Origin of the sequence: Streptomyces sp. NPDC004609 (assembly GCF_042873655.1) — a bacterium.
Taxonomy (GTDB): Bacteria; Actinomycetota; Actinomycetes; order Streptomycetales; family Streptomycetaceae; genus Streptomyces.
Genome location: NZ_JBIALS010000025.1, coordinates 32,853 through 54,190, shown reverse-complemented (window position 1 = coordinate 54,190; position 21,338 = coordinate 32,853). Strand labels below are relative to the sequence as shown.

General features: G+C 71.2%; 19 protein-coding genes. 11 read left to right on the top strand and 8 right to left on the bottom strand.

Annotated features, from left to right (window positions below; translation table 11 throughout):
- Positions 1-470 precede the first annotated feature (470 nt).
- Positions 471-1,631, bottom strand: coding sequence for a DUF4190 domain-containing protein (locus ACFYT4_RS23740; protein ID WP_389272410.1), 1,161 nt, complete (start codon positions 1,629-1,631; stop codon positions 471-473).
- A gap of 468 nt (positions 1,632-2,099) precedes the next feature.
- A complete protein-coding gene (locus ACFYT4_RS23735; protein WP_389272407.1) occupies positions 2,100-3,683 on the bottom strand; it encodes a S8 family peptidase in 1,584 nt (527 codons plus the stop codon).
- A 201-nt stretch (positions 3,684-3,884) separates the two neighbouring features.
- On the opposite strand from ACFYT4_RS23735, the gene ACFYT4_RS23730 reads away from it, so the two are divergent.
- From ACFYT4_RS23730 to ACFYT4_RS23715, 4 genes are all read left to right on the top strand, one after another.
- On the top strand, positions 3,885-5,189 hold the full coding sequence (locus tag ACFYT4_RS23730; protein WP_389272404.1) for a pyridoxal-phosphate dependent enzyme: 1,305 nt from the start codon (positions 3,885-3,887) through the stop codon (positions 5,187-5,189).
- Between the two features lie 124 nt (positions 5,190-5,313).
- On the top strand, positions 5,314-5,640 hold the full coding sequence (locus tag ACFYT4_RS23725; RefSeq protein WP_389272401.1) for a DUF4326 domain-containing protein: 327 nt from the start codon (positions 5,314-5,316) through the stop codon (positions 5,638-5,640).
- Positions 5,637-6,824, top strand: a complete 1,188-nt coding sequence (locus ACFYT4_RS23720; RefSeq protein WP_389272398.1) for a sigma-70 family RNA polymerase sigma factor — start codon at positions 5,637-5,639, stop codon at positions 6,822-6,824. The genes ACFYT4_RS23725 and ACFYT4_RS23720 overlap by 4 nt, the downstream gene beginning before the upstream one ends.
- Before the next feature lie 80 nt (positions 6,825-6,904).
- Positions 6,905-7,501 carry a dihydrofolate reductase family protein gene (locus ACFYT4_RS23715; protein ID WP_389272395.1) on the top strand — a complete coding sequence of 199 codons (597 nt, stop codon included), beginning with the start codon at positions 6,905-6,907 and terminating at the stop codon, positions 7,499-7,501.
- Positions 7,502-7,788: 287 nt separating this feature from the next.
- On the opposite strand, the gene ychF is transcribed toward ACFYT4_RS23715, so the two are convergent.
- Positions 7,789-8,877: a redox-regulated ATPase YchF gene (gene ychF / locus ACFYT4_RS23710; RefSeq protein ID WP_389272393.1), complete on the bottom strand. Its 1,089-nt coding sequence runs from the start codon at positions 8,875-8,877 to the stop codon at positions 7,789-7,791.
- A gap of 299 nt (positions 8,878-9,176) precedes the next feature.
- Here ychF and ACFYT4_RS23705 point away from each other — a divergent pair, with 299 nt between their 5' ends.
- Positions 9,177-9,761, top strand: coding sequence for a DUF6542 domain-containing protein (locus tag ACFYT4_RS23705; RefSeq protein WP_389272390.1), 585 nt, complete (start codon positions 9,177-9,179; stop codon positions 9,759-9,761).
- A 184-nt stretch (positions 9,762-9,945) separates the two neighbouring features.
- Here the strand turns inward: ACFYT4_RS23705 and ppgK are convergent, their stop codons facing one another.
- Positions 9,946-10,686, bottom strand: a complete 741-nt coding sequence (gene ppgK / locus ACFYT4_RS23700) for a polyphosphate--glucose phosphotransferase (protein ID WP_389272387.1) — start codon at positions 10,684-10,686, stop codon at positions 9,946-9,948.
- Between the two features lie 30 nt (positions 10,687-10,716).
- Positions 10,717-11,730, bottom strand: coding sequence for a 4-hydroxy-3-methylbut-2-enyl diphosphate reductase (locus ACFYT4_RS23695; RefSeq protein ID WP_389272385.1), 1,014 nt, complete (start codon positions 11,728-11,730; stop codon positions 10,717-10,719).
- Positions 11,731-11,810: 80 nt separating this feature from the next.
- Here ACFYT4_RS23695 and ACFYT4_RS23690 point away from each other — a divergent pair, with 80 nt between their 5' ends.
- The 4 genes from ACFYT4_RS23690 to ACFYT4_RS23675 all read left to right on the top strand — a co-directional run bounded on the left by ACFYT4_RS23690 (position 11,811) and on the right by ACFYT4_RS23675 (position 15,815).
- Entirely contained in the window at positions 11,811-13,193 is a 1,383-nt protein-coding gene (locus ACFYT4_RS23690; RefSeq protein ID WP_389272382.1) for an APC family permease, read from the top strand.
- A 354-nt stretch (positions 13,194-13,547) separates the two neighbouring features.
- Entirely contained in the window at positions 13,548-14,756 is a 1,209-nt protein-coding gene (gene xseA, locus ACFYT4_RS23685) for an exodeoxyribonuclease VII large subunit (RefSeq protein ID WP_389272379.1), read from the top strand.
- A gap of 48 nt (positions 14,757-14,804) precedes the next feature.
- On the top strand, positions 14,805-15,071 hold the full coding sequence (locus tag ACFYT4_RS23680; RefSeq protein ID WP_389272376.1) for an exodeoxyribonuclease VII small subunit: 267 nt from the start codon (positions 14,805-14,807) through the stop codon (positions 15,069-15,071).
- Between the two features lie 153 nt (positions 15,072-15,224).
- Positions 15,225-15,815, top strand: coding sequence for a malonic semialdehyde reductase (locus ACFYT4_RS23675; RefSeq protein ID WP_389272373.1), 591 nt, complete (start codon positions 15,225-15,227; stop codon positions 15,813-15,815).
- A 183-nt stretch (positions 15,816-15,998) separates the two neighbouring features.
- Here ACFYT4_RS23675 and ACFYT4_RS23670 read toward each other — a convergent pair whose 3' ends face one another.
- Positions 15,999-16,541 (bottom strand): DUF4245 domain-containing protein, encoded by a 543-nt coding sequence (locus ACFYT4_RS23670; RefSeq protein WP_389272370.1) that lies wholly within the window; start codon positions 16,539-16,541, stop codon positions 15,999-16,001.
- 159 nt (positions 16,542-16,700) lie between these two features.
- Here ACFYT4_RS23670 and glpX point away from each other — a divergent pair, with 159 nt between their 5' ends.
- A complete protein-coding gene (gene glpX, locus ACFYT4_RS23665) occupies positions 16,701-17,732 on the top strand; it encodes a class II fructose-bisphosphatase (protein WP_389272367.1) in 1,032 nt (343 codons plus the stop codon).
- A gap of 64 nt (positions 17,733-17,796) precedes the next feature.
- Here glpX and ACFYT4_RS23660 read toward each other — a convergent pair whose 3' ends face one another.
- Both ACFYT4_RS23660 and ACFYT4_RS23655 read right to left on the bottom strand, forming a co-directional pair.
- A complete protein-coding gene (locus ACFYT4_RS23660) occupies positions 17,797-18,150 on the bottom strand; it encodes a WhiB family transcriptional regulator (RefSeq protein ID WP_389272364.1) in 354 nt (117 codons plus the stop codon).
- A gap of 152 nt (positions 18,151-18,302) precedes the next feature.
- A complete protein-coding gene (locus tag ACFYT4_RS23655; RefSeq protein ID WP_389272361.1) occupies positions 18,303-18,983 on the bottom strand; it encodes a DUF1707 domain-containing protein in 681 nt (226 codons plus the stop codon).
- 384 nt (positions 18,984-19,367) lie between these two features.
- Here ACFYT4_RS23655 and ACFYT4_RS23650 point away from each other — a divergent pair, with 384 nt between their 5' ends.
- Positions 19,368-21,035, top strand: coding sequence for a fumarate hydratase (locus ACFYT4_RS23650; RefSeq protein ID WP_389272358.1), 1,668 nt, complete (start codon positions 19,368-19,370; stop codon positions 21,033-21,035).
- Positions 21,036-21,338: the final 303 nt, after the last annotated feature.

Genomic DNA, 21,338 nt, shown 5'->3' with positions numbered 1-21,338 from the left:
CCCCCCCCCGGGTCGAGGCCGGTGTGGGGGCTGTCGGTGGCCCCCACACCGGCCTCTTCCCGTACGGGCCGGTGTCGGGGCGCCCTGTCGCGCCTGGTGCACCCGCCACCCGTGCACCCGCGCACCCGCGCACCCGGCACCCGCGCACCCGCGCACCCGCGCACCCGGCACCCGCGCACCCGCGCACCCACCGCTCCCCGCGGAGCCAACGCCCAACGCCCTACGCCCTCGCGAGGCAGGGTCGCCGGGACAGCCGAACCTCCCAGCCCCCGCTCACCCCTGTCGTGCGGCTGCCCCGGCCGCTGTCGGCCGGACCGTACCCGGACAAGCCGAAGCACGTCGCCCGTGACGTGCCGGAGCACGGCTCACAGCGCCCGCCCGCCCGGAACGGCCACGGCCACGGCCACGGCCACGGCCACGGCAGGACGGCACCGCCACCGGTGCCGGCGGGAGGTCGGATCCGGCGCCGGTCAGGCCTTCGTCTCGGGGGCGGGTGGGGTCGTCTTCAGATCGAGGATCTTGCGGAGAGCGGTCTCGGTACGGGGATCGAGGGCTTCCTCGGCGGCCAAGGCGTGGTCCCAGAAGGTGTTCTCGTCCTTGGCCCCGGCGGCCTTGTCCCAGTCGTCGGCGGCCCGGTCGAATTCGCCGGCCCGCTGAGCGGCGAGCTCGACCGTGTCGGTCGCGAACCCATGGGCGCGGAGGGTGTCCGCACCCTCGGCGAGTGCCGTCGAGGTGAGGCGGGCCCAGGCGCGGTAGGCGTTCACGGCCTGGGGGAACTCCTCCTCGGGCTGGTCGAAGGTCGTACGGAGGACTCCCGTCTCCGCCTTCAGATAGGCGATCTGGTGCGCGTCCAGATCGGTCGCGTCGCGCCGGACGGACCCGCTGGTCCGATCGCCGTTGCTCGTCGCCAACCCGCAGTTGACCTCCCGGTCGCCGAGCTTCCAGCCCTCCGGGGTCGGCAGGTAGTAGTACGGCTCGACCGTGCCCGGGATCTCCCAGGGGTCCATCGCGTACGAGAACTCGATGTCCTCGCAGCGCCGCTCTGCCACGGGTGCGAGGACGGACTCACCGGGATACCGGTCGTAGCCGGTCAGCTCGAAGGTCCCGGAGACCTCGCCCTCGTGCGGGTTCTCGCATGTCACGATGACGACCCGGGATATCTCATCCTCCAGCCCGCCACCGCTGGGCGCGTTGAAGCAGTCGCCCTTGCGCAGCTCCGACGCGGGGCGGGAGCGGGCGGCGTCGTTCACCCCGTCCTTGACGCCGTCCCACACCTCGCCCGCCACTCCGCCGGCCAGGGCGACCGTGACCAGCACGGTGGCGATCACGGAGAGCGCCGTGCCCGCCACCGCCAGACCCTTGCCGCGCTGGCCCTTCTTCTTGATCTGGGAGAGCGCGACCAGACCGAGGACCAGGCCGAGCGGCGGCAGACAGCAGACGATCCCGCTCACCAGGGAGGCGACGGAGAATCCGTTCACCGGGCGCACCGCGGGAGGTTGCGGGTACTGCGGGAACTGCTGGTACGGCCGGTACGCCGGATGCGCCTGCCCCGGTGGCGCGGACGGCGGCGGGAACGGCTGCTGACCGCCCGGATGCTGCGGCTGCGGTCCGCCCTGCTGCGATGGGTCCACGGGTGCGATGCTCCTCGTCGGAGGGGAAGAGAGACGGCTTTGAACCCACGCCCTCCCGCACTGCGACGGAAGCGGCACCGGACCTGAACCGGGCCGGAACCGGAACCGGACCGCACACCGGACCAGGCCGGATCCGGCGACCGAAACCGGAATCGGAACCTCAGTCGGGTTCAGGGGCGGGGAAGGCGGCGGGATCAGTCCGGAATCGTACAAACACCTGCGGGGTCCCGGATAGGCAGGGGGCCGGAGCAACGGGAAACCGGGAGAACCGGAAAGCGCGGAAGCGGACGGCGGAGCAACCGAAACAGCCGGGACGGCGGAGCAGCCGGAACGCGGGGGACGCACAGCAGCAGAGACAGCGGGGGCGACACGGGCAAACAGGGGCAGCACGGGCGACCCGAACAGCAGCAAGAGGGGCGGTCGCCACCGCGACCGCCCCCTCACCGTTCCCTGGGACTCAGGACTCCGTCAGAACTGCAGCGCCCAGGAGTCGATCCTGCCGACGTCCTGTGCGGCGTTGTCTCCGACCCGCAGCTTCCAGGTCCCGTTCGCGGACTCCGCGGACGCGTTCACCGTGTAGGTGGTGATCACGTTGTCCGCGCTGCCGCCCGACCCGTACGCCTTCAGGTTGTAGACGGTCCCGTCCGGTGCGACGAGGTCGATGCGCAGATCACCGATGTAGGTGTGCTTGATGTCGACGGGCACGCTCAGCGCGGCGGGCGCGTTCCCGGTGACTCCGGTGACGGTGACCGGGGACTCGACAGTGGCGTTGTCGCCGATGGGGTGGTCGGCGGTGTTCTCGAACCGCTTGCCCGGAGGCGGAGTGGTGGTGCCTCCCACGTACAGCAGGCGGTTCGGCGAACCGGTGCCCGGCGAGGTCACCGCGCCGGGCGTCGCAGCGGCGGCGAGCGCGGCGCCGACCTGCGCCGGGGTCGCGGTCCGGTTGGCCGAGAGATGGAGCGCCGCCGCTCCGGCGACGTGCGGGGCCGCCATCGACGTACCGGAGATGGTGCTGGTCGCCGAGTCGCCGGTGTTCCAGGCCGAGGTGATCGACGAACCGGGCGCGAAGACGTCCAGTGCGGCGCCGTAGTTGGAGAAGCCGGAACGTACGTCCGCGTTGGTGGTCGAGCCGACGGTGACGGCCTCGGCGACGCGGGCGGGTGAGGTGGTGGAAGCGTTGGCGTTCTCGTTGCCCGCGGCGACGGCGTAGGTGACGCCCGAGGCGATCGAGTTGCGTACGGCGGTGTCGAGGGCGCTGTCGATCCCGCCGCCGAGGCTCATATTGGCGACGGCCGGCTTGACGGCGTTGCGCGTGACCCAGTCGATGCCCGCGACGACCTGCTCGGTGGTGCCCGAGCCGGAGTTGTCGAGCACGCGCACGCCGACGATCCTCGCCTTCTTGGCCATGCCGTAGGAGGTACCGGCGACCGTGCCGGCGACATGCGTGCCGTGGCCGTTGCCGTCCTGCGCGGTGCTGTCGTTGTCGATGGCGTCGTAGCCGTAGGAGGCCCGGCCGCCGAAGTCGCTGTGCGTGATACGTACACCGGTGTCGATGATGTACGCGGTCACGCCCTCGCCCGCGCTGTCGGGGTAGGTGTAGCGGGAGTCGAGCGGCCGGGCGCGCTGGTCGATGCGGTCCAGACCCCAGGACGGCGGGTTCGGCTGGATGCCGGTCGCCCGGAAAACCCTGTTCTGCACCACCGATACGACAGCCGGGTCACCGGCGAACTTCCGCGCCTGCTTCTCGGAGAGCCGGACCGAGTAGCCGTTGAGGGCGCTGTGGTACGTCTTCCTGATCTTCGCTCCGTACGCGGCGGCGAGCGCCCGGCCCTCCGGGGAACCGGCGTCGGCCGCCGACTCGCGGAGGGTGACGATGTAGCTGTCCTTGACGGCACCGGGGGCGCCCGCGTTCTGGACGGTGCCCTCCGGAGCCCGGTCGGCCGCGGTGGCGGCGACGGCCGGGAGCGCGGAGAGCGCGCCGAACGCGAGGGCGGCGACGGCGGTTGCGCTGATCGCGGTGAGTCTTCGGCGCTGGGTACGGGTCTTCGACATGTGGGGGTCCTCCTCGACGATTCCCTGAAATGGCAGGGGCATGACAAGTCACATGGCGCAACACGGGCTCGGAACATGCCATGTCCATGTCTTGAACCTGCCGAGCGAAAGATTGACGGATCCATAGGAATCCCACAAGGGCCCCGGAGGCGCCGTAACACGTGGGCCACACACGCAACACAGCTGTCATGCTGTGGAACCATGACCTCCGCTCCCCGCGCGCGCTCCCTCCAGGACCCCGCGGCACACCTCCCCCCGTACCGCTGTCCCGGCTGTCACCTCACCTCCCCCGTCGAGGAGTTGAGCTGGTGCTGCCCGGGCTGCGGCGGGCCCTGGGACCTGGACTTCAGCGCCGGAGCGGTGCCGGGCGCAGCGCTGCCCGGCCGGGTCGACTCCCTCTGGCGCTACGCGGAGGCACTGCCGCTCTCCTCACCCGCCACCTCCCTCGGTGAGGGCCGCACTCCACTCGTACGGCTCGTCCCCGGCATCTCCGCCAAACTCGACTTCCTGATGCCGACGCTCTCCTTCAAGGACCGGGGCGCGGTCATGCTCGCGGAGCTGGCGCGCGTGCTGCGGCCCGGGCAGGTGGTCGCGGACAGCAGCGGCAACGCGGGCACCGCCGTCGCCGCGTACTGCGCGCGGGCAGGGCTGGCCTGCACGGTGTACGTCCCCGGGAGCACATCGGCGAAGAAGGCCGAGCAGATCGTGGCGCACGGCGCGCGCCTCGAACGGGTGCCCGGTGACCGCGAGGCGACCGCCGCGGCGGCACGGGTGGCCGCGGACGCACCCGGCACGTTCTACGCGAGCCATGTGTACAACCCGTACTTTCTGCACGGCACCAAGACCTACGTCTACGAACTGTGGGAGGACCTGGGCGGCTCGCTGCCCGGCACGCTCGTCGTCCCCGTCGGCAACGGCACCCTGCTGCTCGGCGCGGCGCTCGCCGTCGACGAGCTGTACGGCCACGGACTCATCGACCGCCGCCCCGCGCTGGTCGCGGTCCAGGCGGCGGCCGTCTCTCCGCTGGCGGCGGCGTTCCACGCGGGGGCCGCCGAGCTGCCGGACGACGGGACCGGAGCCGGAACGGGCATCGGGCCCAGGGCCGGCATCGGGACCGGAGCCGACGGGTCCGATGCGACAGGCGGCTTCGGCGGGACGGGCGGAACAGGCGGCGGGACAGGCGGGACGGGGAGCGGCTCCAGCGGGACAGACGGCGGCTCCGGCGGGACCACGCTCGCCGAGGGCATCGCCATCCCCCGTCCGCCGCGGGCCCGCGCGATCCTCGCGGCCGTACGCGAGTCGGGCGGCACCTTCCTCACCGTGACGGAGGAACAGATCCGTTCCGCGCAGCTCGACCTGGCGTCCCGTGGGCTGTTCGTGGAGTCGACCGCGGTGGCCTGCTGGGCGGCGGTGCGGGAGCTGCCGGAGGGGACGGGTGTACGGGAGGGGGAGACCGTCGTTCCCCTGTGCGGCGCGGGCCTGAAGACGGGCCTGGCACCGCGGTAGACGGGCGGGCACCGAGCTGGCGTTCCCCCGCCGGGCTCCGGTGACGGGCCCGATGGAGGTCGCGTGGGACCCGAGTGGCAGGAACCGGTGGCGGGGACCGTTCCGAGGCCGCAGGATCCACCCCATGGAGAGAACCACCGTGGTCAACCTCAAGGGCCACCGCGACGACCCCGCGTACGCGGACGTCGTCTACGTGGGCCGTGCCATGCACCGCGGCGGCTGGGAGCTCGACGGATCCCCGCTGGCGAGCCCGTACCGCCCCGGACCCGACGGCACCCGCGAGGAGGTCGTGAAGCTGTACCGGGCCCATCTGCTCGCCCGTCCCGATCTGCTGGAGCTGCTGCCCGCGCTGCGCGGCCGGCGGCTCGGCTGCTGGTGCGTCCCGGAGAAGTGCCACGCGGAGGTCATCGCGGAACTCGCCGACGCCGGTCTGGGCGAGCGGTCGCCGTGACACGGCTCAGGAGCAGCGACGACGACACCGCCCGCGGCACCGGCGGGACCACCACCACCGATACGGCCGATACGGCCGATACGGCCGATACGGCCGATACGACGGGCATGGCCGAATCCGCGGACGCTCTGCTGGCGGCCGCCCGGCAGGGGGACTCCACGGCCTTCGAGGCCCTGGTCACGGCCCACCGCGGTGAGCTGTACGCCCACTGCTACCGGATGCTCGGCTCGGTGCAGGACGCCGAGGACGCGCTCCAGGAGTCACTGCTCGGGGCCTGGCGCGGGCTGTCCGGCTTCGAGGGCCGCAGCTCGCTGCGCGCCTGGCTGTACCGCATCTGCACCAACGCCTGTCTGCGGCTGGCGGCGCACCGCCCCCGCCGGATGCTGTCGCCGGACCACGGCCCGCCGCGCCGGGACACCGCCGACCTCGGGGAACCCGTCACCGGGCCCGTCTGGTTGGAGCCCTGGCCCGATGACGGGCCGGCGCCCGAGCCGGAGGGACGGGCGGCCGGAGCGGGCGATCCCGAGGCCCGGTGGCTGCGCCGGGAGAGCGTGGAGCTGGCGTTCGTGGCCGCGCTCCAGTATCTGCCGGGCACCCAGCGCGCGGTACTGATCCTGCGGGAGGTCCTCCAGTTCTCGGCCGCCGAAACGGCACGGATCCTGGAGACGACCCCCGCGTCCGTGAACAGCGCCCTTCAGCGCGCCCGCAGGACCGTCGCGCCGCTCACCCCGGACACCACCCAGCGGGCCGAACTGGAAGCGCTCGGCGAGGACGGCCGCCGGGAGCTGGTGGACGCGTTCATGACCGCCTGGGAACGGGCCGACGTATCCGCGCTGCTCAAGCTGCTCACCGAGGACGCGCGTTTCACCATGCCGCCGCTGCCCGCGTGGTTCGACGGCCGGGACGACGTCGTACGGTTCCTCACGGAACGGGTCTTCGCCACCCCCTGGCGGCTGGTGCCGCTGCGGGCGAACGGCCAGCCCGGGTTCGCCTGCTATCTGCGGGAGCCTGGCTCACCGGCGTACCGCATCGGCGCGATCAACGTCCTCACGGTGCGCTCCGGGCGGATCGCGGAGATCACCGGCTTCCTCGACCCGGAACTCCACCGCCGTCTCGGGCTCCCCCCGGAGCACCCCGCCCCCGCCCGCCACGGAAGGGACGACTCGATCCGCGAAGAGCGATGAATTCCGGGCGCTCCCCGTCTCTCAACCTTCGAAGGCCGTGAAATCCGGCGAAGAACAGGAAGAGAGAGACAGAGGCCGCCATGCGCAAGCTCATCGTCACCAACATCGTCTCCCTGGACGGCTGCTACGAAGGGCCCGGCGGCGACGTCATGGCCCTGCCGATGGACAACAGCTTCGACGTCCACAACGCGGAGCGCCTCCGCGCGGCCGACACCCTGCTGCTCGGCCGGCGGACGTACGAGGGGTTCCTGGCCTACTGGCCACAGCGGGCGACCGCCCCGGAGGCGACCGCGCTCGCCCGGGAGACCGCCCGGCTCAACGGCGCGATCGAGAAGGTCGTGGTCTCCGACGGCCTCACCCCGGACGCGTCGTCCCCCTGGCACTCCACCACCCGCTTCGTGCGCCGCGCGGACGCCCACCGGGAGATCGCGGCCCTGAAGGAGACCGGCGGTCGGGAGATCCTGGTCTTCGGCAGCCACATCCTGTGGAACGACCTGCTCGCCGCGGGTCTGGTCGACGAGCTGCACCTGATGATCGGCCCGACGGCACTCGGCACGGGGACACCGCTGTTCACCAAGGCGTTCCGGGCGGAGGGGATCCCGCCGCTGCGTCTGCTGTCGACCCGTACCGCCGAGCACTCGGACAACATCCTCGTCCGCTATGCGGCGGGCACCTGACGGAACGGGGCGCCGGACCTCTTGCTGACGGACCTGCCCTACGCCCCGACCGGACCCGGTACGCCCCGGAGAACGTGAAACTCCCGCCGGTATCTTCCGGGAGCACCCTCCAGCGCCCGCTGCCCTTCGGCATCAGCCTGGACCTCGACAAGCTCACACCGCCCCGAAGCAGCTGAATCATCAGCACCATGTCGGCACGGGAACGCAGAAGGGGTCGGACTCATCCGAGTCTGACCCCTTCTGACGTGCGCGTTTGACTCAATTCCTCACGCGCGGTATATGCACGACTACACGTTGAAGCGGAATTCCACGACGTCGCCGTCCTGCATCACATAGTCCTTGCCCTCCATGCGCGCCTTGCCCTTGGCGCGGGCCTCGGCGACCGAGCCGGTCTCGACGAGGTCGCCGAAGGAGATGACCTCGGCCTTGATGAAGCCCTTCTGGAAGTCGGTGTGGATCACACCGGCCGCCTCGGGAGCCGTCGCGCCCTTCTTGATCGTCCAGGCGCGGGTCTCCTTGGGGCCCGCCGTCAGATACGTCTGAAGGCCCAGCGTGTCGAAGCCGACCCGGCCGAGGGTGGCGAGACCGGGCTCTTCCTGGCCCATCGACTGGAGCAGTTCGAGTGCCTCGTCGTCGTCGAGTTCGATCAGCTCGGACTCGATCTTGGCGTTGAGGAAGATCGCCTCGGCGGGGGCGACCAGGGCGCGCTGCTCGTTCTTGAAGTCCTCGTCGACCAGTTCGTCCTCGTCGACGTTGAAGACGTACAGGAACGGCTTGGTCGTCAGCAGATGCAGTTCGTGCAGCAGGTCACCCTGCTCGGTGCCCTTGGTGATCCCGGCGGAGAACAGGGTCTGACCGGACTCCAGGATCTTCTGCGCGGACTCGACCGCCGCGAGGACGGCGACCTTGTCCTTCTGGAGGCGGGCCTCCTTCGTCAGCCGCGGGACCGCCTTCTCGACGGACTGGAGGTCGGCGAGGATCAGCTCGGTGTCGATGGTGTCGATGTCGTCCTTCGGGGAGACCTTGCCGTCCACATGGACGACGTTCTCGTCCTTGAAGGCGCGGATGACCTGGCAGATCGCATCGGACTCACGGATGTTCGCCAGGAACTTGTTGCCCAGGCCCTCGCCCTCGCTCGCGCCGCGGACGATGCCCGCGATGTCGACGAAGTCGACGGTCGCCGGGAGGATCCGCTGGGAGCCGAAGATCTCCGCGAGCGTGGCGAGACGGGCGTCGGGGACACCGACCACGCCGACGTTCGGCTCGATGGTGGCGAACGGGTAGTTGGCCGCCAGCACGTCGTTCTTGGTCAGGGCGTTGAACAGGGTCGACTTGCCGACATTGGGCAGGCCGACGATTCCGATCGTGAGCGACACGTTGGCGACTTCCTGGGGTAAGGAGTGGATGAGACTCGCTGCCGGCCGGACGGGGGCCGATCCCCCAGTTTACGGTCCGGCCGCGCGGGGCCGTGACGGGATGCGCCGGGGCGGGACGCGGCGGCTCCGGGACCGGGCCGCTCCCTTCCCGGGCCCTCGCCCCGAGAGTCCCCCGGGCCGCGGAAAGGGGCCAGTGGAGGGGCGGCGGAGGGGGCCGAGGAGTCGAACTCTTCGCCAAGGTCGGCCAAAGGGCGTGTCCCGGGCCCGATTCCTCCCCACCGGCAACCTACGTTGGTGGGGTGGAGCAGCCAAGGACGAGTCACCCCCAGCGCCGCCGACGGCCGCAGGCCCCGCTTTCTCCCCAAGGTCCCCTGTCACCGCAGGGTGCCGTCGCGGACCGTCCGGCGGTGTACGGGGTCCGGCCGGCGAGTCCGCCACGGGCCGTACCGCCCGTGGTCCTCGCCCTGCGGAAGCTGCCCAGCCCCCGGCTGACCGGCCTGGGCGGCGGGCTCTTCGCCGTGACCGCGATGCTGGTGATCGGCTCCCTGGACTGGCTCCTCCTCGACGGATCACCCGTCGTGTACGGGGTGCTCTTCCTGCCCGTCTGCGCGCTCACCGCGCTCTGGGTCCGCGAGGCGGATCTCGTCACCGCGCCGATCAGTGTGCCGATCGCCTTCGCCGTCGGCGTCATCCCCATCGCCGGCGGCGAGGGCGGATTCGGCGGGCAGATCATGGCGGTGGTGACGGCGCTGGCGGTGCACGCGGGGTGGCTGTACGGGGGCACGCTGGTCGCGGGCCTGATCACCTGCGCCCGCAAACTCCGGGGGCTCCCCCACCGCAGGCGCCGCCCCCGCCCGTCCCAGCCACCGGCGGCCCGCCGCTAGGCCCTCCGCTAGGCCCTCCGGGCAGGGCCGGGATTCAGGCTTCCGAGGGCACCGCCCTGCCGGGGCGACCGGCCCCCTTGGCCGGAGTCCTCAAACGCCGGACGGGCTGGAAATGCTCGCCTTCTGGCAGGCCGGAGATTTCACAGCCCTCCGGCGCTTGAGGAGCGGGGTCCGGGGCGGAGGGCTAGCCGGGCGTCGAGGACATGGCGGCGCCGACGATGCCCGCGTCGTTGCGGAGCTCCGCCGGGACGATCTCCGCTCGGATGCCCTCGATGTGCGGGACGAACTTGTCCGCCTTGCGGCTCACACCACCCCCGAGGACGAACAGCTCCGGGGAGAAGAGCATCTCCAGATGGGCCAGGTACTTCTGCACCCGGTGGGCCCATTGCTGCCAGGTCAGGCCCTCGTCGTCCTTGGCCTTGGTGGACGCGCGCTTCTCCGCCTCGTGGCCGTGCAGTTCCAGATGCCCCAGCTCGGTGTTGGGCACCAGGCGGCCCTCGCTGAAGACCGCGCTCCCGATGCCCGTACCGAGCGTCAGCACCATCACCGTGCCCGTGCGGCCCCGGCCCGCGCCGAAGGCCATCTCCGCGATGCCCGCCGCGTCCGCGTCGTTCAGCAGGTTGACGGGAGCGCCGTCGAGCCGGTCGCTGAGCAGCCGGGTCGCGTCCATGCCGATCCAGCGTTTGTCGACATTCGCCGCGGTACGGGTGATGCCCCCCGTGACGACTCCGGGGAAGGTGATCCCCACCGGCCCCGACCAGCCGAAGTGCTTCACCACCTCGGCGACGCCGTCCGCGACCGCGTCGGGCGTCGCCGGGTGCGGGGTCAGGACCTTGTGGCGCTCCTGCGCCAGTTCTCCGCGCTCAAGGTCCACAGGAGCGCCCTTGATGCCGGATCCGCCGATGTCCACTCCGAACACGTTCATGGACCCAACGTTACGGGCAGCAGCCGACCGTCACTCGCCGGAGGCCCCCGACGCCTTCGCCACCAGCTGCGCGGCCTCGGCCCGCAGATCGCGCCGCAGTTCCTTCGGCAGGGAGAAGGTGATCGACTCCTCGGCCGACTTCACCAGCTCGACGTCCTCGAAGCCGCGCTGCGCCAGCCACTCCAGTACGCCTTCGACCAGTACTTCCGGGACGGACGCGCCCGAGGTGAGGCCCACCGTGGAGACACCGTCCAGCCATGCCTCGTCGATCTCGTCGGCGAAGTCGACCAGATGGGCGTCACCCGCGCCCGCGCCGAGCGCGACCTCGACGAGCCGTACGGAGTTCGAGGAGTTCTTCGAGCCGACGACGATGACGAGGTCCGCCTCCGCGCCCATCTGCTTGACCGCGATCTGGCGGTTCTGCGTGGCGTAGCAGATGTCGTCGCTGGGCGGGGAGATCAGCTGCGGGAACTTCTCCTTCAGCCGGTCGACCGTCTCCATCGTCTCGTCGACGGAGAGCGTGGTCTGGGAGAGCCAGACGACCTTCGACTCGTCGCGCACCTCGACCTTCGCGACATCGTCGGGGCCGTCGACCAGCGTGATGTGGTCGGGGGCCTCGCCCGATGTGCCGATGACCTCCTCGTGGCCGTCGTGGCCGATGAGGAGGATGTCGTAGTCCTCGTTCGCGAAGCGGACGGCTTCCTTGTGGACCTTGGTGACCAGCGGGCAGGTGGCGTCGATGGTCGCGAGCCTGCGCTCCGCGGCCTCCTCGTGGACGACCGGGGCGACTCCGTGCGCGGAGAACATGACGATGGACCCCTCGGGGACCTCCGCCGTCTCCTCGACGAAGATCGCGCCCTTCTTCTCCAGGGTCTGGACGACGTACTTGTTGTGGACGATCTCGTGGCGGACGTACACCGGAGAGCCGTACTGCTCAAGGGCCTTCTCAACGGCGATCACGGCACGGTCCACTCCCGCGCAGTAGCCACGGGGAGCTGCGAGCAGGACGCGACGGGCAGGAGGCGTAGCAGTCATGCCCCCCATCGTAAGGCCGCGCAGAACAGGCGGGTGATCGCCACCTGGGGGAACACTGATGCGCAGGCGGGCGACGGACGGAGGGCCGCATGACCACGACGGGAGCCCCGGAGCCGGGAAGGGCGGCGGACGGGGACACGGCCGGCGAGGGCGGTGAGCTGCGACGGAGTCTCGGATTCCGCGATCTCGTGGTCTACGGTCTGCTCTTCATCGCGCCCATGGCCCCCGTCGGCGTCTACGGCACCCTCGACGCCAAGTCCCATGGAGCCGTCGCACTCGTCTACGTGGTGGCCACGGTCGCCATGGCGTTCACCGCGCTGAGCTACGCGCAGATGGTGCGGGTCGCGCCCCAGGCCGGTTCGGTGTTCACCTACGCCTCCAAGGGGCTCGGCAAGGGGCCGGGGTTCATCGCGGGGTGGATGGCGATGCTCGACTATCTGCTGATCCCGGCGGTGGCGTATCTCTTCTCGGGCATCGCGATGGAGGCACTGGTCCCGGAGGTGGACCGGTGGGTGTGGACCGCGATCGCGGTCGTGGTGACGACGCTGCTGAACCTCTGGGGCGTACGGGCGGCGGCGCGCGTCGGCTTCGCCGTGCTGGCGATGGAGATCCTGGTCCTGCTGGTGTTCGTGGTGAGCGCGGTGGTGGTGCTCGTACGGGACGGGGCTCAGCGCGGCTGGCTCTCGCCGCTCACCGGCGATGTGGCGTTCTCCCTGACGGCGGTGCTGGGCGCGGTGTCGGTCGCCGTCCTGTCCTATCTCGGCTTCGACGCGATCGCCTCGTTCGCGGAGGAGGTGACCGGGGGGTCGCGGAAGGTGGCGCGGGCGGTGCTGTTCTGCCTGGTCCTGGCGGGTGTGCTGTTCGTGGCGCAGACGTATCTGGTCGCGCTGCTGGAGCCGCTGTCGTCGGCGGAGCTGGCCGCGCGGCCCGAGCTGCAGGGCTCGGCCTTCTACGACGCGGTGGACGCCTCGGTGGGGACCTGGCTGCACGATCTGATCGCGGTGAGCAAGGCGATCGGTGCGGCGTTCGCGGCGCTGGCGGGGCAGGCGGCGGCCGGGCGGCTGCTGTTCGCGATGGCGCGCGACCGCAGGCTGCCGCGGGCCCTGTCCCGTACGGACTCGGGCGTTCCGCGTATCGCGCTGCTGCTGGCGGCCGTGGTGACGCTGATCGCCGCGGTGTGGGCGGCGCGGCGCCCCGACGGGCTCGACCATCTGGTGTCGGTGGTCGACATCGGGGCGCTGACGGCGTTCGTGCTGCTGCACGCGAGCGTGGTCGGCTGGTTCGTGGTGCGGCGGATGGAGGGGCCGCCGGACTGGCTGCGCCATCTGGTCGTACCGGTTCTCGGCGCCGTGGTGCTGATCGCGGTGATCGTGGAGGCGGCGGGCTCGGCACAGGTGGTGGGCGCGATCTGGCTGGCCGTGGGACTGGTGGTACTGCTGGTGCAGCGCGAGCGACCGGGCACGGCGCGGTAGCGAGGGAGCCCGCGGAGGGTTTCCCGGGCGGCCCGTGGCCGGGCCGGGCGGCGCGGGGGTTTCCCCAGGTGCCGGGCATGTGGCCCGGGCATGTGGCCCGGGCATGTGGCGCAGGGTCTCCCCGAGTCCGGTCCCGGGCCGGGCGCGGTGACGCAGGGTTCCCGGTGTCCCGGCCACGGACCGGCCGGGGGCGCACGGGAAGCCCCGCGAACCGGCCGTGGCGGTGCACGGGCCGTTCCCGCACGCACCGAGGGGTGCGCGGGAACCGACGGAAGGACGGGCGGACGGGCGGACGGGGAAGCCGTGTGCGGCGGCGCGCTCCCGGTGTCGTACCCGGCCGATACGCTCCCCCGTATGGCTCTCAACACGTCCGCGGAAGCCCCCCTGCCCGTCGGCGAGGTGTCCCGGCTCATCGGGGGGTGGATCGACCGGCTCGGGGCGGTCTGGGTGGAGGGGCAGATCACCCAGCTGTCCCGGCGCCCCGGGCAGGGGGTCGTCTTCCTGACCCTGCGCGATCCGTCGTACGACATCTCGGTGAGCGTCACCTGCTTCCGGCAGGTCTTCGACGCCGTCGCCGATGTGGTGGCCGAGGGCGCGCGGGTCGTGGTGCACGCCAAACCGGAGTGGTACGCGCCCCGGGGGCAGCTGTCGCTGCGGGCCGTGGAGATAAGGCCGGTGGGCGTCGGCGAGCTGCTGGTCCGCCTGGAGCAGCTGAAGCGGGCCCTGGGCGCGGAGGGCCTCTTCGCCCCCGACCGGAAGAGGTCCCTGCCGTTCCTGCCGCACCGGGTGGGACTGGTCTGCGGCCGGGCGTCGGCCGCCGAGCGCGACGTCCTGGAGAACGCGCGGCGGCGGTGGCCGGCCGTCCGCTTCGAGGTGCGCAATGTCGCGGTGCAGGGGGTGCACGCGGTGCCCCAGGTCGTCCAGGCGGTCAAGGAGCTGGACGATCTGCCCGAGGTGGACGTGATCATCGTGGCGCGCGGCGGCGGCAGCGTGGAGGATCTGCTGCCGTTCTCGGACGAGCTGCTGGTGCGCGCGGTGGCCGCCTGCCGTACTCCGGTGGTGTCGGCGATCGGCCATGAGCCGGATTCCCCGCTGCTGGACCTGGTCGCCGATCTGCGGGCCTCGACGCCGACGGACGCGGCGAAGAAGGTCGTACCGGACGTGGGCGAGGAGCTGGACCGGGTCCGGCAGCTGCGGGACCGTTCGCTGCGCACGCTCCAAGGGGTGCTCGACCGGGAGGAGCGCGGGCTGGCGCACGCCCTGTCCCGCCCCTCGATGGAGCACCCCCACCGGATGGTCGACGAGCGCGAGGCCGAGGTCGACGCGCTGACCGCGCGGAGCAGGCGCGTACTGGGCCATCTGCTGGACCGCGCCGACTCGGAGCTGTCCCACACCCGCGCGCGGGTGGTCTCACTGTCCCCCGCGGCGACGCTGGAGCGGGGGTACGCGGTGCTCCAACGCGCGGACGGCGCCGTGGTGCGCTCACCGGACGACGTGGCGGCGGGCGACGAGCTGCGGGCGCGGGTGTCGGACGGCGAGTTCGCGGTACGGGTCGCCGAGTAGTCCCGGCCGGGGCACCTCACACACATCACTCAGACGGGAATGGATCACATGGCTGCCAAGACGGACGGGGCCGCGCTCGGCTACGAGCAGGCACGGGACGAGCTGATCGAGGTCGTACGCCGGCTGGAGGCGGGCGGCACCACGCTGGAGGAGTCGCTGGCGCTCTGGGAGCGCGGCGAGGAGCTGGCGAAGGTCTGCCGCCACTGGCTGGAGGGCGCCCGCGCCCGCCTGGACGCGGCGCTTGCCGGCGGCTCGGGGGACGCGGAGCGGACGGGCCCGGAGGGCGCGCGGGAGACCGGTCCGGACGGAGAGTGAGAGGGGGCGGGCCCGGAGAGGCGGGCGCCGCGATTCCCGTGTCCTTCTGTGAGGCCGGGCACACTTTTCTGATAGTTGAAATTTAACCTACCGGCGTCTCGTTGGAGCGGTCGCAAGTCCCCCCACGCCTTGAACCGGAAGGTACTCGTCCGAATGACTCTCGTCCTTGACCCCGCCGCCCAGAACCTCCTCTTCCGGGAGGCGCGCACCGCGAACACGTTCACCGGGGAACCGGTGACCGATGAGCAGGTCCAGGCGATCTACGACCTCGTCAAGTACGGGCCCACCGCCTTCAACCAGACCCCCCTGCGCGTCGTCCTCGTCCGCTCCGACGAGGCCCGCGAGCGTCTGGTCGCGCATATGTCCGAGGGCAACCAGGCCAAGACCGGCTCCGCGCCGCTGGTGGCGATCCTCGCCGCCGACAACGAGTTCCACGAGGAGCTCCCGGAGCTGCTCCCCCACCTCCCCGAGGCCAAGGATCTCTTCTTCTCCGAGCGCCCGGTCCGCGAGCGGAACGCCGGCCTGAACGCCGCCCTCCAGGCCGCGTACTTCATCGTCGGCGTCCGCGCTGCCGGTCTCGCCGCCGGCCCGATGACCGGCTTCGACGCCATCGGGGTCCAGAAGGAGTTCCTCGACGACGACCACACCCCGCTGATGGTCGTCAACATCGGCAAGCCCGGCGAGAACGCCCCGTTCCCCCGTCTCCCGCGCCTCCGGTACGAGTCCGTGGTGACCACTGTCTGACCCCCGCCGGTACGTACGGACGCCGCGTACGGACGCCGGGCCGGCCCCCACGCCCGCACACGGCCCCGCCTGACGGCGGATGACCGCGCATGACGGCATACGACAGGGCCGCCGCACCCGAAAGGATGCGGCGGCCCTGGGCGTATCGGCGCCCGTCCCCTCGGCAGCGGGGACGGCGGCGCGCTACGGCTGTGCGGGCGAACCCGTCGGACCGGACGGCGTCGGACCGGGCGTCTCGGGCGGCTTCGACGACTCCAGCGCCTCCGCCATCGCCGTCAGCTGCGCCATCGGGGCCGACCCGGTCACGACGGTCGTCACCCCCCTGTCCACCCGCACCAGGGCGTCGTACTTCTCGCCCTCCCAGCGCTGCCAGGCCCTGCCGTCGACCATATGCGTCCCACCGGTGTTCCTGGCCTGGTGGGTGACCTTCGGGACGTACTTGCCCGGCGCCTGCGTCGACTGCTCGATCGCCACATACCGGCGATCCGGGTCGAGGAACCCGAGATGCCAGGCGTCGCCCTCCGCCCGGACGTACGAGACCGACGTCGGCCGCCAGCCCTTCGGCAGCCCCTCCGGCGCCATCACCGGATAGGGCGCCGCGCGCTGCGCGGTCACCAGCTCGATCCTGTAGTCGATCGCCTTGACCGGGTCCTTGCTGTCGTCGTGCGGAACGAACATGTAGATCACCGCGACAACGGCCCCTATGACCGCCATCGACAGAATCATGTCTCGCACGGTCTGTCTGCCTCGCATACCTGCCACGCCCCCATCGTCGCATCAGCGGCACGCGCTCAAACGTGGGCCCCTGTGCTCATTTTGTCGACCTACAGATAGAGTCATGACACCCTCACTTCCGGCCGTCGCCGCTCAGAAAGGTGCGCTCCGATGTCCGAGCACAACTTGCCGTCCCAGCTGGAGGTCTCGCCCGAGGCCCCCGACCGCAACCTCGCCCTGGAACTCGTCAGGGTCACCGAGGCCGCCGCCATGGCGGCCGGCCGGTGGGTGGGACGCGGCGACAAGAACGGCGCCGACGGCGCGGCCGTCAAGGCCATGCGAACCCTCGTCCACACCGTCTCGATGAACGGCATCGTCGTCATCGGCGAGGGCGAGAAGGACGAAGCCCCCATGCTCTTCAACGGCGAACGGATCGGCGACGGCACGGGCGCCGAATGCGACATCGCCGTCGACCCGATCGACGGTACGACCCTCGCCGCCAAGGGCATGCCCAACGCGATCGCCGTCCTCGCGGCGGCCGACCGCGGCACCATGTTCGACCCCTCCGCGGTCTTCTACATGGACAAGCTCGTCACCGGCCCGGAGGCCGCCGACTTCGTCGACATCAACGCCCCCGTGCCCGTCAACATCCGCCGCGTCGCCAAGGCGAAGAACTCCTCACCCGAGGACGTCACCGTCGTCATCCTCGACCGCCCCCGCCACGAGGGCATCGTCAAGGAGATCCGCGAGACCGGCGCGCGCATCAAGTTCATCTCCGACGGCGACGTCGCCGGCGCGATCATGGCGGTCCGCGAGGGCACCGGCGTCGACATGCTCATGGGCGTCGGCGGCACGCCCGAGGGCATCATCACCGCCTGTGCCATCAAGTGCCTCGGCGGCACCATCCAGGGCAAGCTCTGGCCCAAGGACGACGCCGAACGCCAGCGTGCTCTCGACGCGGGCCACGACCTCGACCGCGTACTCCTCACCGACGACCTCGTCCGCGGCGACAACGTCTTCTTCGTCGCGACGGGCATCACCGACGGCGAACTGCTGCGGGGCGTCCGCTACCGCGCGGAGACGGCGACGACCCAGTCCCTGGTGATGCGCTCCAAGTCGGGAACGATCCGGCAGATCGACTCGACCCACCGACTGTCGAAGCTGCGCGCGTACAGCCAGATCGACTTCGACAGGGCGCAGTAACTTTTTGGGGTTTGTTCTCCCCCAGACTCCGTCCGCGGAGAACAAACCCCAAAAAAACCCACCCTCAAGCAGCCGAGGGAGACTGTTTGATCTCCACGTCCCGGCGGCGGCGCCTTGCGAGGACCACGCGGCGTTCGGCTGCGGTCAGGCCGCCCCAGACTCCGTAGGGCTCGGGCTGGAGGAGGGCGTGTTCGCGGCATTCGACCATGACCGGACAGCGGGCGCAGACCCTCTTCGCGGCCTCCTCGCGCGACAGCCTCGCAGCCGTGGGCTCCTTCGACGGGGCGAAGAACAGCCCGGCCTCGTCCCGACGGCACACCGCCTCCGCGTGCCAGGGTCCGTCCTGGTCTTCCCGAGCGGGAGCCCGCTGGGGCGGAACGGCGGCCACCTGCAAGGACTGGTACGGCAGTTGCAGCACGGGTCTACTCCTGACGACGGCTTCGCGAGCGAGAGACGATGCAGCACTCCCTACCCGCTGTGCGCACTCCTATTCACTGAGTGGCGCCGAACTGGGGCGCACGGAAAGGCACACAGGGGCTCACGGCCGGAAACCGCTCGGGGGCGGAGGTGTCAGCCCAGGTATTTGCGCAGGCGGTTGTGGAGATCGGAGACGCGCCGGCCGCGCTTGGGCCTGGCCTCGACATTGCCGAAAACGGAGTAGCCGCTGACGACGACGACCGGTGCCTCGGGGTTGCTGGCCTCCAGGCCGCGGATCTCGAAGTTGCCGAAGATACCGCTCCCGTTGCCGCGGAGGGTGATGTTCTCGGGCACGCGGACCTCGACGTTGCCGAAGATGGAGGTCGCGTTGATCACCGTCAGCCGCTGCTGGAACAGCGCTTCGGTGAGGTCGATCTCGATGTTGCCGAAGAACGAGAACGCGTTGGTACGGCGGCCGATGCTCCAGCGTCCCTTGCGGATGGTGCTGGAGAAGATGGCCACCAGGTTCTCCTCGGGGCCGCCTTGGGCGTCGGGTCCGTAGGCGTACGTCTCGGTGTCGGCGTCCTTGGCCCGGGCGGGCGGCAGGTCCCTGACGATCGGTTGGAGCTCGCCCAGCGTCTTGGCGCGGTAGACGAGGTCGATCCGCTCGGAGTGCTCCTCGGCGTCCAGCCGGCCCTCCGCCAGGGCGTCCCGGAGAATGTCGGCGATCCGGTCGCGGTCGGCGTCCGACGCGCGGATCTCGTCCGACGGCCGGGCGGCGGCGCCGCGCTCCGCGGGAACGACGGGCTTCTGGGGGTGCTTTTCGAGGTCCACGGGAGTCAGGGTAGCGAAACGCGATAGATCGCGACTAGGGGCAACACCGCCAGGACACCCCCGGACACTTCGGACAGGGCCGCGCGGACGGGCCCCGGCAGGGGCCGCGGCACCGCCCCCGAAGGACCCCGGGGAGCCCTCCACCACTCCACCCGGACGCCCCGGGAAGCGCCGCGCCGCGCAGGCGGCCCCGGGAAGGCTCCCCTCCGCCCGCGCGCCCGACCCCGGGGAAAGGCGTCTCACCACCCCGCCCCGGACGCCCCGGATCCACTGAGCCTTACCTCACAGGCGACGGCGTCCGGGCGCGTTCTACGCTGGGAGCCGCGCCGCTGTCCGCACACATCCGCCGCATCCGCGCACCCGCCGAGTGAGGAATGGCCGTAAATGCCCGAGTTTCAGTACTCCGATCTGCTCCCCCTGGGGGAGGACACCACGCCGTACCGGCTGGTGACCGCCGAAGGTGTCTCCACTGTCGAGGCGGACGGCCGTACGTTCCTCAAGGTCGAGCCCGAGGCGCTGCGCAGGCTCGCCGCCGAGGCCATGCACGACATCTCGCACTATCTGCGGCCCGCGCACCTCGCGCAGCTGCGCCGGATCGTGGACGATCCGCAGGCGTCGTCGAACGACAAGTTCGTCGCGCTGGATCTGCTGAAGAACGCGAACATCGCGGCAGCGGGCGTCCTGCCGATGTGCCAGGACACCGGCACGGCGATCGTGATGGGCAAGCGCGGGCAGAACGTCCTGACCCGGGGCCGTGACGAGGAGGCCCTGTCGCGCGGTGTGTACGACGCGTACACCAAGCTCAATCTCCGCTACTCCCAGATGGCGCCGCTGACCATGTGGGAGGAGAAGAACACGGGCTCCAACCTCCCCGCGCAGATCGAGCTGTACGCGACCGACGGCGGGGCGTACAAGTTCCTCTTCATGGCCAAGGGCGGCGGCTCCGCGAACAAGTCGTTCCTGTACCAGGAGACCAAGGCGGTCCTGAACGAGACCTCCATGATGAAGTTCCTGGAGGAGAAGATCCGTTCGCTGGGTACGGCCGCGTGCCCGCCGTACCACCTCGCGATCGTCGTCGGCGGTACGTCGGCGGAGTTCGCGCTCAAGACCGCGAAGTACGCCTCCGCGCACTATCTGGACGAGCTGCCCGCCGAGGGCTCGCCGACCGGGCACGGCTTCCGGGACAAGGACCTGGAGGAGAAGGTCTTCGAGCTGACGCAGAAGATCGGCATCGGCGCGCAGTTCGGCGGCAAGTACTTCTGCCACGACGTGCGCGTGGTGCGGCTGCCCCGGCACGGCGCGTCCCTGCCGGTCGCCATCGCGGTGTCCTGTTCGGCGGACCGCCAGGCCGTCGCGAAGATCACGGCCGAGGGTGTGTTCCTGGAGCAGCTGGAGACCGATCCGGCGCGGTTCCTGCCCGATACGACGGACGAGCACCTGGACGAGGCCGGTGACGTCGTACGGATCGACCTCAACCGTCCGATGGACGACATCCTCGCCGAGTTGACGAAGTACCCCGTCAAGACGCGGCTGTCGCTGACCGGGCCGCTGGTCGTGGCCCGGGACATCGCGCACGCGAAGATCAAGGAGCGGCTCGACGCGGGTGAGGAGATGCCGCCCTATCTGAAGGACCACCCGGTGTACTACGCCGGTCCCGCGAAGACCCCCGAGGGGTACGCGTCCGGCTCCTTCGGCCCCACGACGGCCGGCCGGATGGACTCGTACGTGGAGCAGTTCCAGGCGGCGGGCGGCTCCAAGGTCATGCTCGCGAAGGGCAACCGCTCGAAGCAGGTCACGGACGCGTGCGGTGCGCACGGCGGGTTCTACCTCGGGTCGATCGGCGGGCCGGCGGCGCGGCTGGCGCAGGACTGCATCAAGAAGGTGGAGGTCGTGGAGTACGAGGAGCTGGGGATGGAGGCGGTGTGGCGGATCGAGGTGGAGGACTTCCCCGCGTTCATCGTCGTGGACGACAAGGGGAACGACTTCTTCACCGCCCCCGCGCCGGCCCCCGCCTTCACCTCCATCCCGGTCCGCGGCCCGGGCCTCGCCTGACCCCTCCGCCGGGGCACCGCCCCGGAAGGGGCGCCCGTGCCCGGGAGCCCGGCGCCGCGTGCCCCGGACCGCGTGGAAGGGCCTCGCGCGGAGCAGGTCCCGTCCCGGCCGTGCGTCCGTCCGTGCGTGCGTCCGTCCGTGTGGAGAACCGGAGATTCCGAGAGGGCTGAGCCCCCTGTTCACGACAGGGGGCTCAGCCCTTTCCCGCCGCCGACTGCAACCCCGGGGCGGTCCCGAAGCACTGTTCAGGGTGGGAATCCCCGGGGAATAGGCGGGCCGTGAGGCGTGCTCCAGCCGGTAAGG

Excerpts from the sequence above, each read along its gene's own strand:
- ACFYT4_RS23680 (WP_389272376.1), top strand. The coding sequence starts at position 14,805 with ATGGCTGCCAAGACGGACGGGGCCGCGCTCGGCTACGAGCAGGCACGG.
- ACFYT4_RS23690 (WP_389272382.1), top strand. The coding sequence starts at position 11,811 with ATGACCACGACGGGAGCCCCGGAGCCGGGAAGGGCGGCGGACGGGGAC.
- ACFYT4_RS23725 (WP_389272401.1), top strand. The coding sequence starts at position 5,314 with ATGGAGAGAACCACCGTGGTCAACCTCAAGGGCCACCGCGACGACCCC.
- ACFYT4_RS23670 (WP_389272370.1), bottom strand. The coding sequence starts at position 16,541 with ATGATTCTGTCGATGGCGGTCATAGGGGCCGTTGTCGCGGTGATCTAC.
- ACFYT4_RS23650 (WP_389272358.1), top strand. The coding sequence starts at position 19,368 with ATGCCCGAGTTTCAGTACTCCGATCTGCTCCCCCTGGGGGAGGACACC.
- ACFYT4_RS23695 (WP_389272385.1), bottom strand. The coding sequence starts at position 11,730 with ATGGGGGGCATGACTGCTACGCCTCCTGCCCGTCGCGTCCTGCTCGCA.
- ACFYT4_RS23730 (WP_389272404.1), top strand. The coding sequence starts at position 3,885 with ATGACCTCCGCTCCCCGCGCGCGCTCCCTCCAGGACCCCGCGGCACAC.
- xseA (WP_389272379.1), top strand. The coding sequence starts at position 13,548 with ATGGCTCTCAACACGTCCGCGGAAGCCCCCCTGCCCGTCGGCGAGGTG.
- glpX (WP_389272367.1), top strand. The coding sequence starts at position 16,701 with ATGTCCGAGCACAACTTGCCGTCCCAGCTGGAGGTCTCGCCCGAGGCC.
- ACFYT4_RS23675 (WP_389272373.1), top strand. The coding sequence starts at position 15,225 with ATGACTCTCGTCCTTGACCCCGCCGCCCAGAACCTCCTCTTCCGGGAG.
- ACFYT4_RS23735 (WP_389272407.1), bottom strand. The coding sequence starts at position 3,683 with ATGTCGAAGACCCGTACCCAGCGCCGAAGACTCACCGCGATCAGCGCA.
- ACFYT4_RS23715 (WP_389272395.1), top strand. The coding sequence starts at position 6,905 with ATGCGCAAGCTCATCGTCACCAACATCGTCTCCCTGGACGGCTGCTAC.
- ppgK (WP_389272387.1), bottom strand. The coding sequence starts at position 10,686 with ATGAACGTGTTCGGAGTGGACATCGGCGGATCCGGCATCAAGGGCGCT.